The 12,351-nt window shown below is 64.9% G+C and carries 9 protein-coding genes and 2 rRNA genes; all 11 read left to right on the forward strand.

Features of this window, described 5'->3' with window-relative positions; all coding sequences use genetic code 11:
- Positions 1 to 143: 143 nt before the first annotated feature.
- The 11 genes from ACOKM3_RS33960 (at position 144) to ACOKM3_RS34010 (ending at position 12,347) form a co-directional block, all read left to right on the forward strand.
- Positions 144 to 3,266, forward strand: a 23S ribosomal RNA gene (locus ACOKM3_RS33960).
- A gap of 91 nt (positions 3,267 to 3,357) precedes the next feature.
- A 5S ribosomal RNA gene (gene rrf, locus ACOKM3_RS33965) occupies positions 3,358 to 3,474 on the forward strand.
- 160 nt (positions 3,475 to 3,634) lie between these two features.
- Positions 3,635 to 4,243, forward strand: a complete 609-nt coding sequence (locus ACOKM3_RS33970) for a CDP-alcohol phosphatidyltransferase family protein (protein ID WP_385768954.1) — start codon at positions 3,635 to 3,637, stop codon at positions 4,241 to 4,243.
- Between the two features lie 112 nt (positions 4,244 to 4,355).
- Positions 4,356 to 6,851, forward strand: a complete 2,496-nt coding sequence (locus ACOKM3_RS33975; RefSeq protein WP_266722028.1) for a mannose-1-phosphate guanyltransferase — start codon at positions 4,356 to 4,358, stop codon at positions 6,849 to 6,851.
- 88 nt (positions 6,852 to 6,939) lie between these two features.
- Positions 6,940 to 7,845: a DUF881 domain-containing protein gene (locus ACOKM3_RS33980; protein WP_426905057.1), complete on the forward strand. Its 906-nt coding sequence runs from the start codon at positions 6,940 to 6,942 to the stop codon at positions 7,843 to 7,845.
- Positions 7,842 to 8,174, forward strand: a complete 333-nt coding sequence (locus ACOKM3_RS33985; protein ID WP_266722032.1) for a small basic family protein — start codon at positions 7,842 to 7,844, stop codon at positions 8,172 to 8,174. The genes ACOKM3_RS33980 and ACOKM3_RS33985 overlap by 4 nt, the downstream gene beginning before the upstream one ends.
- A gap of 5 nt (positions 8,175 to 8,179) precedes the next feature.
- Positions 8,180 to 9,187, forward strand: a complete 1,008-nt coding sequence (locus tag ACOKM3_RS33990) for a DUF881 domain-containing protein (RefSeq protein WP_426905058.1) — start codon at positions 8,180 to 8,182, stop codon at positions 9,185 to 9,187.
- Between the two features lie 122 nt (positions 9,188 to 9,309).
- Positions 9,310 to 10,218: an FHA domain-containing protein gene (locus ACOKM3_RS33995; RefSeq protein WP_426906967.1), complete on the forward strand. Its 909-nt coding sequence runs from the start codon at positions 9,310 to 9,312 to the stop codon at positions 10,216 to 10,218.
- 27 nt (positions 10,219 to 10,245) lie between these two features.
- Positions 10,246 to 10,974, forward strand: coding sequence for a transcriptional regulator FtsR (ftsR, locus tag ACOKM3_RS34000; RefSeq protein WP_426905059.1), 729 nt, complete (start codon positions 10,246 to 10,248; stop codon positions 10,972 to 10,974).
- Between the two features lie 86 nt (positions 10,975 to 11,060).
- Positions 11,061 to 11,534, forward strand: a complete 474-nt coding sequence (locus ACOKM3_RS34005; protein WP_006123076.1) for a bifunctional nuclease family protein — start codon at positions 11,061 to 11,063, stop codon at positions 11,532 to 11,534.
- A 192-nt stretch (positions 11,535 to 11,726) separates the two neighbouring features.
- Positions 11,727 to 12,347, forward strand: coding sequence for a MerR family transcriptional regulator (locus ACOKM3_RS34010; protein WP_426905060.1), 621 nt, complete (start codon positions 11,727 to 11,729; stop codon positions 12,345 to 12,347).
- Positions 12,348 to 12,351: the final 4 nt, after the last annotated feature.

Raw genomic sequence — 12,351 nt, forward strand, 5'->3', positions numbered from 1 at the left:
TGTCGGGCACGCTGTTGGGTATCTGAAGGTACGGCCGTGATGGTCGCCTTCAGTGCCGGCCCCAGTGCACTCGAACCGAAGGGTTCGGGGTGATGGGTGGTTGGTCGTTGTTTGAGAACTGCACAGTGGACGCGAGCATCTGTGGCCAAGTTTTTAAGGGCGCACGGTGGATGCCTTGGCACCAGGAACCGATGAAGGACGTGGGAGGCCACGATAGTCCCCGGGGAGTCGTCAACCAGGCTTTGATCCGGGGGTTTCCGAATGGGGAAACCCGGCAGTCGTCATGGGCTGTCACCCGCTGCTGAATATATAGGCAGTGTGGAGGGAACGCGGGGAAGTGAAACATCTCAGTACCCGCAGGAAGAGAAAACAACCGTGATTCCGGGAGTAGTGGCGAGCGAAACTGGATGAGGCTAAACCGTATACGTGTGAGACCCGGCAGGGGTTGCGTGTACGGGGTTGTGGGATCTCTCTTTTACGGTCTGCCGGCCGTAAGACGAGTAAGAAACCGTTGATGTAGGCGAAGGACATGCGAAAGGTCCGGCGTAGAGGGTAAGACCCCCGTAGTCGAAACATCAGCGGCTCGTTTGAGAGACACCCAAGTAGCACGGGGCCCGAGAAATCCTGTGTGAATCTGGCGGGACCACCCGTTAAGCCTAAATATTCCCTGGTGACCGATAGCGGATAGTACCGTGAGGGAATGGTGAAAAGTACCGCGGGAGCGGAGTGAAATAGTACCTGAAACCGTGTGCCTACAAGCCGTGGGAGCGTCGCGCAAGGAACTTGTTCCTTGCGTCGTGACTGCGTGCCTTTTGAAGAATGAGCCTGCGAGTTTGCGGTGTGTTGCGAGGTTAACCCGTGTGGGGAATCCGTAGCGAAAGCGAGTCCGAATAGGGCGATTTAGTAGCGCGCTCAAGACCCGAAGCGGAGTGATCTAGCCATGGGCAGGTTGAAGCGGAGGTAAGACTTCGTGGAGGACCGAACCCACCAGGGTTGAAAACCTGGGGGATGACCTGTGGTTAGGGGTGAAAGGCCAATCAAACTCCGTGATAGCTGGTTCTCCCCGAAATGCATTTAGGTGCAGCGTCGTGTGTTTCTTGCCGGAGGTAGAGCACTGGATAGGCGATGGGCCCTACCGGGTTACTGACCTTAGCCAAACTCCGAATGCCGGTAAGTGAGAGCACGGCAGTGAGACTGTGGGGGATAAGCTCCATGGTCGAGAGGGAAACAGCCCAGAGCATCGACTAAGGCCCCTAAGCGTACGCTAAGTGGGAAAGGATGTGGAGTCGCAGAGACAACCAGGAGGTTGGCTTAGAAGCAGCCACCCTTGAAAGAGTGCGTAATAGCTCACTGGTCAAGTGATTCCGCGCCGACAATGTAGCGGGGCTCAAGCGTACCGCCGAAGTCGTGTCATTCATACAACAGGGCCAACGCCTGTATGGATGGGTAGGGGAGCGTCGTGTGCCGGGTGAAGCAGCACCGGAAGGTAGTTGTGGACGGTTCACGAGTGAGAATGCAGGCATGAGTAGCGATACACACGTGAGAAACGTGTGCGCCGATTGACTAAGGGTTCCTGGGTCAAGCTGATCTGCCCAGGGTAAGTCGGGACCTAAGGCGAGGCCGACAGGCGTAGTCGATGGATAACCGGTTGATATTCCGGTACCCGCTGTGACGCGAAAGACATCGAATCCAGTGATGCTAAGGCCGTGAAGCCGTTCCGGACCCTTCGGGGAATGGAAAGTGGTGGAGCCGCCGGCCCAAGCTGGTAGTAGGTGAGCGATGGGGTGACGCAGGAAGGTAGTCCAGCCCGGGCGATGGTAGTCCCGGGGTAAGGGTGTAGCCCGTCTTCCAGGTAAATCCGGGAGACATGAGGGTGAGACCTGATGCCGAGCCGATTGTGGTGAAGTGGATGATCCTATGCTGTCGAGAAAAGCCTCTAGCGAGTTTCATGGCGGCCCGTACCCTAAACCGACTCAGGTGGTCAGGTAGAGAATACCGAGGCGTTCGGGTGAACTATGGTTAAGGAACTCGGCAAAATGCCCCCGTAACTTCGGGAGAAGGGGGGCCATCACTGGTGATTGGACTTGCTCCATGAGCTGGGGGTGGCCGCAGAGACCAGCGAGAAGCGACTGTTTACTAAAAACACAGGTCCGTGCGAAGCCGTAAGGCGATGTATACGGACTGACGCCTGCCCGGTGCTGGAACGTTAAGGGGACCGGTTAGTCACATTTCGGTGTGGCGAAGCTGAGAACTTAAGCGCCAGTAAACGGCGGTGGTAACTATAACCATCCTAAGGTAGCGAAATTCCTTGTCGGGTAAGTTCCGACCTGCACGAATGGCGTAACGACTTCTCGACTGTCTCAACCATAGGCCCGGTGAAATTGCACTACGAGTAAAGATGCTCGTTTCGCGCAGAAGGACGGAAAGACCCCGGGACCTTTACTACAGTTTGATATTGGTGTTCGGTTCGGCTTGTGTAGGATAGGTGGGAGACTTTGAAGCGGCCACGCCAGTGGTTGTGGAGTCGTCGTTGAAATACCACTCTGGTCGTGCTGGATGTCTAACCTGGGTCCGTGATCCGGATCAGGGACAGTGTCTGATGGGTAGTTTAACTGGGGCGGTTGCCTCCCAAAGAGTAACGGAGGCGCCCAAAGGTTCCCTCAGCCTGGTTGGTAATCAGGTGTTGAGTGTAAGTGCACAAGGGAGCTTGACTGTGAGACCGACGGGTCGAGCAGGGACGAAAGTCGGGACTAGTGATCCGGCGGTGGCTTGTGGAAGCGCCGTCGCTCAACGGATAAAAGGTACCCCGGGGATAACAGGCTGATCTTCCCCAAGAGTCCATATCGACGGGATGGTTTGGCACCTCGATGTCGGCTCGTCGCATCCTGGGGCTGGAGTCGGTCCCAAGGGTTGGGCTGTTCGCCCATTAAAGCGGTACGCGAGCTGGGTTTAGAACGTCGTGAGACAGTTCGGTCCCTATCCTCTGTGCGCGTAGGAATATTGAGAAGGGCTGTCCCTAGTACGAGAGGACCGGGACGGACGAACCTCTGGTGTGCCAGTTGTCCTGCCAAGGGCATGGCTGGTTGGCTACGTTCGGAAAGGATAACCGCTGAAAGCATCTAAGCGGGAAGCCTGCTTCGAGATGAGTATTCCCACCCCCTTTGAGGGGTTAAGGCTCCCAGTAGACGACTGGGTTGATAGGCCGGATCTGGAAGCACCGTAAGGTGTGGAGGTGACCGGTACTAATAGGCCGAGGGCTTGTCCTCAGTTGCTCGCGTCCACTGTGTTGGTTCTGAAACCACGAACAACCCCGTATGTCGGGCCACGACTGCGGTGCGGTTGACAGTTTCATAGTGTTTCGGTGGTCATAGCGTGAGGGAAACGCCCGGTTACATTCCGAACCCGGAAGCTAAGCCTCACAGCGCCGATGGTACTGCAGGGGGGACCCTGTGGGAGAGTAGGACGCCGCCGAACTCCTTTTATGGAAAAGCCCGGGCCGGGATACGGCCCGGGCTTTTCTGCGTTTAGGGTGTGGGCGTGTACTGCGTTACGACGCCCCCATAGCTCAGGCCTCCCGACACTGAGGGTAAAGTCAGGGGGCATCGTTGGTTCGTTCCCCACAGGAGGCCCCCGGGTGGAGGTCCAGGAGACCCGTGTTCAGACGGACAGGGTCCTCACCATCCCGAACATCCTCAGCATGGCGCGTCTCGTCGGCGTGCCCCTCTTCCTGTGGCTCATCCTGCGCCCTGAGTTCGGGGGCCCCAAGAGTGACGGCTGGGCACTGCTCGTGCTGGCGCTCAGCGGCATCAGCGACTATCTCGACGGGAAGCTCGCGCGCCGCTGGAATCAGATCAGCAGCCTCGGCCGGCTGCTCGACCCGGCCGCCGACCGGCTCTACATTTTGTCCACGTTGGTGGGTTTGACCTGGCGTGACATTCTGCCCATTTGGTTGACCGCCGTACTTTTGGCGCGTGAACTGCTTCTCCTGGTGATGGTGGGGATCCTCAGGCGCCACGGCTATCCGCCGCCCCAGGTGAACTTCCTCGGGAAGGCAGCGACCTTCAACCTGATGTACGCGTTCCCCTTGCTGCTTCTGAGTGACGGAACGGGCTGGATCCACGAACTCGCTGCTATTTTCGGATGGGCGTTCGCCGGATGGGGTACGACGCTGTACTGGTGGGCAGGGATCCTCTACGTGGTTCAAGTCCGCCGGCTTGTCCGGGCGGACTCCATGGCCGATTGAACTCGCCATTGCGCGTTGGCAGAGGCCAGATGGCCCGCCGCGAGAAGTGCGGGCCATTCAGGGCGGGTGAAGTCGGCTAGACCGTCGTCTCTTCAAGGAGGACGCTTCCGACATGAAGGCCGTCGTGATGGCCGGAGGCGAAGGCACACGCCTTCGCCCCATGACCTCGAGTATGCCCAAGCCGCTCCTGCCAGTGGCCAATCGGCCGATCATGGAGCATGTGCTCAGGTTGCTCAAGCGGCATGGGCTCAGCGAGACCGTGGTCACCGTGCAGTTCTTGGCTTCACTCGTCAAGAACTACTTCGGGGACGGCGAAGAGCTTGGAATGGAGCTCACCTATGCCAATGAGGAGAAGCCACTCGGCACTGCCGGCAGCGTGAAAAACGCTGAGGAAGCGCTGAAGGATGACTCTTTCCTTGTCATCTCGGGTGACGCCCTCACCGATTTCGACCTCACCGAGCTCATCGAATTCCACAAGGAAAAGGGTGCGCTCGTCACCGTCTGTCTGACGCGTGTGCCCAATCCGCTGGAATTCGGTATCACCATCGTGGACGAGGAGGGGAAGGTCGAGCGCTTCCTCGAGAAGCCGACCTGGGGGCAGGTCTTCTCGGACACGGTGAACACGGGCATCTACGTGATGGAGCCCGAAGTCTTCGACTACGTCGAGGCCGATGTCCCGGTGGACTGGTCCGGGGATGTCTTCCCGCAGCTGATGAAGGAAGGCAAGCCCATCTACGGCTATGTCGCCGAGGGCTACTGGGAGGACGTCGGCACACACGAGAGCTATGTGAAGGCCCAGGCCGACGTCCTCGAAGGGAAAGTCGACGTCGAACTCGACGGGTTCGAGATCTCGCCCGGTGTCTGGGTGGCCGAAGGTGCCGAGGTGCACCCGGACGCAGTGCTGCGTGGGCCGCTCTACATCGGCGACTACGCCAAGGTCGAAGCGGACGTGGAGATCCGGGAGCACACGGTCGTCGGTTCGAACGTCGTCGTGAAGAGCGGGGCCTTCCTGCACAAGGCCGTCGTGCACGACAACGTCTACATCGGGGAGCACTGCAATCTGCGGGGCTGTGTGGTCGGCAAGAACACCGACATCATGCGGGCCGCGCGGATCGAGGACGGCGCCGTCATCGGCGACGAGTGTCTCGTCGGTGAGGAATCGATTGTCCAGGGCAATGTGCGGGTCTACCCGTTCAAGACCGTCGAGGCCGGCGCCTTCGTCAACACGTCGGTCATCTGGGAGTCGCGCGGGCAGGCCCATCTGTTCGGGGCGAGGGGCGTCTCCGGGATCCTGAATGTCGAGATCACGCCCGAACTGGCCGTGCGGCTCGCGGGGGCGTACGCGACGACGCTCAAGAAGGGGTCGACCGTCACGACGGCGCGTGACCACTCCCGTGGTGCGCGTGCGCTCAAGAGGGCGGTCATCTCCGCGCTCCAGGCCAGCGCCATGGACGTAAGGGATCTGGAGAACGTGCCGTTGCCCGTGGCGCGGCAGCAGACGGCTCGGGGCAGTGCCGGCGGGATCATGATCCGTACGACGCCCGGGGTGCCGGACTCCGTCGACATCATGTTCTTCGACGAGCGCGGGGCCGATCTGTCGCAGGGCAGCCAGCGCAAGTTGGACCGGGTGTACGCACGGCAGGAGTACCGCAGGGCGTTCCCCGGGGAGATCGGTGATCTGCACTTCCCGTCGAGCGTCTTCGACTCGTACACGGGGTCCCTGCTGCGGAACGTCGATACGACGGGGGTCGCGGAGGCCGGGCTCAAGGTGGTCGTCGACGCGTCGAACGGAAGCGCCGGGCTCGTGCTGCCCAGCCTTCTCGGGCGGCTCGGTGTCGACTCGCTGACAATCAATCCCGGGCTCGACGAGTCGCGGCCCACGGAGACCGCGGACGCCCGCAGGTCCGGGCTCGTACGGCTGGGGGAGATCGTGGCCTCGGCGCGGGCCGCGTTCGGCGTGCGGTTCGACCCGGTCGGCGAGCGCCTTTCGCTGGTCGACGAGAAGGGGCGGATCGTCGAGGACGACCGGGCGTTGCTGGTGATGCTCGACCTTGTCGCCGCGGAGCGCAGGAGCGGGCGGGTGGCGCTGCCCGTGACCACGACCCGGATCGCTGAGCAGGTCGCCGCGTATCACGGGACGCAGGTCGAGTGGACGACCACGTCTCCCGACGACCTGACGCGCGTGGGGCGTGAGGACGGGACGATCTTCGGTGGGGACGGGCGGGCCGGGTTCATCATTCCCGAGTTCAGCAGCGTTTTCGACGGGGCCGCGGCGTTCGTGCGGCTCATCGGACTCGTCGCCCGTACGCAGTTGACCCTCAGCCAGATCGACGCGCGGATTCCGCGGGCGCATGTGCTCAAGCGGGATCTGGCGACGCCGTGGGCCGTCAAGGGCCTCGTCATGCGCCGTGTCGTGGAGGAGGCGGGCGAGCGGTCCGTGGACACGACCGACGGCGTGCGGGTCGTGGAGGCCGACGGGCGCTGGGTGATGGTGCTGCCCGACCCGGCCGAGGCGGTCACCCACCTGTGGGCCGAGGGGCCGGACGACGCCTCGGCGCAGCAGTTGCTCGACGAGTGGTCGGCCGTCGTGGACAGCGCCGGGCGCTGACCCGGATCCCTGCTGCCCGGCGCCCATTTCGGGCGTCGGGCAGCAGGGCAGTGGGGTCGTTGGGTGACAGTGGCCGCGACGTGCGACGATGTGCGGCATGCCGCAGCAGCCCCCCGAACGGAGCACCCCAGAGCGCCCCTCGCGCCCCGACGCCTCCATGTCGCTGCTGACCAACGTCATGGATCACAGCCTTGACGACGGGTATGCGGAGGCCACCGCGCGCAAAGAGGCGCTGGGGCAGAGCGGTTTGCCGAAGACGCTGCGGGCGAAGCTGGGGCTCGCGGCGGGACTTGTGCTCGCCGCGCTCGTGGTGACGGTGGGAGCGGCGCAGGCCCGTGTCACCGCGCCGGTGGTGGCCAAGGAGCGCGAGGAGCTCATCGACCGCATCGACAAGGAGACCGAGTCCGCCGACCAACTGGAGGGGCAGGTCGACTCGCTGCGCGGGCGCGTGGGGGAGATGCAGCGCGAGGCGTTGAAGAAGCACGGTGGTGAGCAGGCCGAGTTGGCGGGAGTGCTCTCCGGCGCCGTCGCCGTGCACGGCCCCGGCGTGAAGCTCGTCGTCGACGACGCCAAGTCGGCCACCACGGGCGACGGCAGCGGTCCGCGCGAGAGCAACGGTTTCTCCGACACGGGCCGCGTACGCGACCGGGACATGCAGCGCGTCATGAACGGTCTCTGGCAGTCCGGCGCCGAGGCCATCAGCATCAACGGGCAGCGCCTCACCTCGCTGTCCGCGATCAGGGCCGCGGGTGACGCGATACTGGTCGACAACAAGCCGCTGGTGCCGCCGTACACGGTGCTCGCGGTGGGGGACGGGCAACGGCTGAGCACCCGGTTCCAGAACAGCCCCGACGGCCTCTATCTGCACGCGCTGCAGGAGAACTTCGGGGTCAGGACCAGTATTTCGGCTCAGGACGACATCGAGCTTCCCGCCGCACCCAGCGTGATCGTACGTACAGCACAGCCGAGAGCAGAGCAGAAGGGCACATCGTGATCGCCGTACTGGGCCTCGTCGTGGGAGTCGTGGTCGGTCTTTTCGTCCGGCCCGAGGTTCCGGCGGTCGTCGAGCCTTACCTCCCCATCGCCGTCGTCGCGGCGCTGGACGCGGTGTTCGGGGCGCTGCGCGCCATGTTGGACGGGATCTTCGACGACAAGGTGTTCGTCGTCTCGTTCCTGTCGAACGTCGTCGTGGCCGCGCTGATCGTCTTCCTGGGCGACAAGTTGGGCGTCGGCGCGCAGCTGTCGACCGGTGTCGTCGTGGTGCTCGGCATCCGCATCTTCTCCAACGCGGCCGCGATCCGGCGGCATGTGTTCCGGGCGTGAGGCCGATGAGTCAGAACGAGAACGAAGAGACCGCAGAGAACCGCGAGAACCGCGAGAACCCGCGGGGCGTGCAACCGGACGGCGGGGCCGGCCAGTTGCGCAAGGAGCCCTCCAAGGAGCTGCCCCCCGAGGTGCCGCCGGCGAACCGTGCGGCGGAGCGCGAGGCGGAGGCGGGTGCGGCCGAACCCGAGGCGCCGGAACCCCGGGCGCCCGAACCGGAGCCGGCCGGCCCGGATGACCGCCCGGACGCCGGTCCGGACGCTGGTCCGGGCGTCGTCGAGCCCGAACTGACCGGGCGGCAGCGGCTCGTGAAGGGTCTGTGGCCGCCGCGCGCGTCACGTGCCCAACTCATCATGGCCGTGCTGCTGTTCGTCCTGGGGCTCGGGCTCGCCATCCAGGTGCGGTCCACCAGCGACAACAGCGCGCTGCGCGGTGCGCGTCAGGAAGATCTCGTTCGCATTCTCGATGAACTGGATGATCGAACTCAGCGTCTTGAGGATGAGAAGCAAGGTCTCGTGGACCAGCGCACCGAGTTGGAGAACAGTTCGGACCAGGCCGACGAGGCCCGCAAGCAGACGGCCGAGAAGCAGAAGCAGCTCGGCATTCTGGCGGGCACGACGGCCGCGCAGGGCCCCGGGATCACCATGACCGTCACCGACACGAAGGGGGCCGTGGAGGCGGACATGCTGCTCGACGCGGTCCAGGAGCTGCGCGCCGCCGGCGCGGAGGCGATCCAGGTGAATGATGTCCGCATCGTGGCCAACACGTATCTGACGGACGGCAGTGGAGGGAAGGGGATCAGCGTGGACGGGCACGAGATCGGCCGCCCCTACCGGTTCAAGGTCATCGGCAAGCCGCAGGACCTGGAGCCGGCCCTGAACATCCCCGGGGGTGTGGTGCAGACGCTGGAGAAGGAGCAGGCCACGGTGGCCGTGAGCCGCTCGAACAAGATCGTCGTGGATGCCTTGCGATCGGCGCAACGGCCTGATTACGCTCGGTCGTCCTCGGAGTGAAGCCGGGGGTGCATGGTGGATACCGTGCGAGGGCATGAGGTTGCGGGGGGTCGCCGCAGCAAGGGTGGTGCGCGTGGTGGAAACTGTTTGGCGGATACGGACGTTGTGAGGGTGTCCGTGTCATTGATGTACGCGATGTACGCCGATGTGTGCAGTCAGGGTTCGTCCTGCCCCACGGGCGGGTCTGTTTCGGTCAAGGGGAATCGCCCGTGAAGTTGTTTGCGAAGTTGTTCGGCAAGAGCCGTGAGGACGCGCGTCACCGTGCGCCGCGGCAAGGAGACGTGCCGGAGACGCAGGTGGGCGAGCGCCCCCTGTTCCGGGACCAGGTCGCCGGAGACAATTCGGGCGGACAGGGCGCGTCGTCTGTTGACCCTGCCGGTTCCGGCCGCATAGGTTTCGGAGAACCGTCAACCTCAAGTACGGGTGGAGAGTTTGCCCCCGACCCGTACGCGTCCCACGCCCCCGCGGGGCAGCCGCGGCAGGAGGATCCGTCCATGTCGGCCCTGGTGTGTACGAGGTGCGGAAACCGGAACGGGGAGAACAGCCGGTTCTGCTCCAACTGCGGTGCGCCGCTGCGCGGCGGTGCGGCGCCGGAGGGGCCGTCCGAGACGACGTCCACAATCTCCATCTCCGGCCTCGAGTCCTACGACCCGGAGGCGACGGGCCAGACGCAGCTTCCGGCCCTCTCTCCCGAGGCGCAGGCGGCGGTCGACGCGCTGCCGCTGGGCTCGGCGCTCCTGGTGGTGCGGCGCGGTCCGAACTCGGGCAGCCGCTTCCTCCTGGACGGCGAACTGACCACCGCGGGGCGCCACCCGCAGAGCGACATCTTCCTGGACGACGTGACCGTGTCGCGCCGCCACGTGGAGTTCCGTCGCCTGCAGGACGGCTCGTTCACCGTCGCCGATGTCGGCAGCCTCAACGGCACGTATGTGAACCGTGAGCGCATCGACTCGGTGACGCTGAACAACGGGGACGAGGTGCAGATCGGCAAGTACCGGCTGGTGTTCTACGCGAGCCAGCGCGGTATCTGAACCGTCCGCGACCCTTCAGGAAGGTCCATGCTGCACACGACGAGTGGCGGTGCCCCCGGGGGCACCGCCACCACGGACAGTCGGCTGATGAGCATCGGCACCGTACTGAACGTGCTCCGAGAAGAGTTTCCCGAAGTCACCATCTCCAAGATCAGGTTCCTGGAGTCCGAGGGCCTCGTCGAGCCCCGGCGCACGCCCTCGGGCTACCGGAAGTTCAGCCCGGACGACGTCGAGCGGCTCGCCCATGTGCTGCGCATGCAGCGGGACCACTACCTGCCGCTGAAGGTCATCAAGGAGCAGCTCGACGCCCTGGAGCCGGGCGAGACGCTGCCCGTGCCCGCGCCGGGACGCCCCGGCGACGCGGAGGACGGCAGCGACGTGCCGACGGCCGCGCGGGTCGGCCGGGACGAATTGCTGGCCGCCGTAGGCGTCGAGGAGCACGAGCTCGACGAATGGGAGTCGTACGGGCTCCTCACGCCGCTGCCCGACGGGGGCTACGACGCGTCCGCCGTGTCGGTCGCCGAGCTCATCGGTGAGCTGGCCCGGTTCGGGATCGGTCCGCGGCACCTGCGGGTCATGCGGGCGGCCGCGGACCGGGAGGCCGGCCTGGTGGACCAGGTGGTGGCCCCCCTGAAGGTGCACCGCAACCCGCAGACGCGGGCGCATGCCGAGGCCCGTGCCAAGGAGCTCGCCGGCCTCACCGTGAAGCTGCACTCGGCACTTGTGCAGACCGCGCTCGGGGTGCGTCTGCCCTGATCGTGGGCGCGGGTGAGCACCGATGGCCCGGTCCTCGGTGGATGCCCGACTACCCAAACCGACCGGGCACGTCCTAGGGTTGCTGTGTGAACGAGCTCGACGTCGTAGGTGTCCGGGTCGAAATGCCCTCCAACCAGCCGATCGTGCTCCTGCGTGAAGTGGGAGGCGACCGGTACCTCCCCATCTGGATCGGACCGGGGGAGGCGACCGCGATCGCCTTCGCCCAGCAGGGCATGGCGCCCGCGCGTCCGCTGACGCACGACCTTTTCAAGGATGTCCTTGAGGCGGTCGGCCAGGAGCTCACGGAAGTGCGCATCACGGACCTGCGCGAAGGCGTCTTCTACGCGGAGCTGGTGTTCGCGAGCGGGGTCGAGGTCAGCGCCCGCCCGTCGGACGCCATAGCCCTCGCGCTGCGCACCGGCACGCCGATCTACGGCAGTGACGGGGTCCTGGACGATGCGGGGATCGCGATCCCCGACGAGCAGGAGGACGAGGTGGAGAAGTTCCGCGAGTTCCTCGACCAGATCTCTCCCGAGGACTTCGGCACCAACAGCCAGTGACCGTCCGGCCGAGGGCCGGGCCCGGCCGACGACCGGCGGCGCCCTCGGGACATTCGGCTAGCCTTTCCCGGCGGTGGGTCACGGGAAACCACTCTTAGGGTGATTATCACTCGGCGTGCCTAGTGTGGCGTTCGTTGACGCACCCCCTGTGACTGCCTACCGTCGACAAGGCAGGTCAATGAGGAGGTCGGCGTGAGAAGCAGCGGCGACGGTACGGCGACGGGCGGTCCGTACTTGTTTCACGGCAGCGCGGCCGATCACACTCCGCAGCGCCCGCAGGCCGTGCCTGTGGTGGCGGGGAACAGCGGCGAGGCCGCTTCCGAGCAGGTGGGATACCGGGGGCCGACGGCATGTGCGGCGGCCGGCATCACCTACCGGCAGCTCGACTACTGGGCCAGGACCGGCCTTGTCGAACCCAGTGTGCGCTCCGCGTACGGATCGGGGACACAGCGGCTCTACAGCTTCCGGGACGTCGTCGTCCTCAAGGTCGTCAAGCGGTTCCTGGACACGGGCGTCTCCTTGCAGAACATCCGGACGGCCGTGCAGCACCTGCGCGAGAGCGGCTTCCGGGACCTGGAGCGGATGACGCTCATGAGCGACGGCGCGACCGTGTACGAGTGCACGTCGCCGGACGAGGTGCACGATCTGCTCCAGGGCGGCCAGGGGGTCTTCGGGATCGCCGTGGGCGTGGTCTGGCGGGACGTGGAGGCCGCGCTCTCGCAGCTGCACGGTGAGCGCGTGGACACCGGCGAGACCATCGTGCCGCCGAACCCCACGGACGAGCTCGCGAGGCGGCGGGGCAGGGCCGTGTGAGGTC

Source organism: Streptomyces nidicola, from assembly GCF_050106155.1.
Taxonomy (GTDB): Bacteria; Actinomycetota; Actinomycetes; order Streptomycetales; family Streptomycetaceae; genus Streptomyces.

Coding starts and splice junctions, on each gene's coding strand:
- ACOKM3_RS33975 (WP_266722028.1), top strand. CDS start 4,356: ATGAAGGCCGTCGTGATGGCCGGAGGCGAAGGCACACGCCTTCGCCCC.
- ACOKM3_RS33980 (WP_426905057.1), top strand. CDS start 6,940: ATGTGCGGCATGCCGCAGCAGCCCCCCGAACGGAGCACCCCAGAGCGC.
- ACOKM3_RS33990 (WP_426905058.1), top strand. CDS start 8,180: ATGAGTCAGAACGAGAACGAAGAGACCGCAGAGAACCGCGAGAACCGC.
- ftsR (WP_426905059.1), top strand. CDS start 10,246: ATGCTGCACACGACGAGTGGCGGTGCCCCCGGGGGCACCGCCACCACG.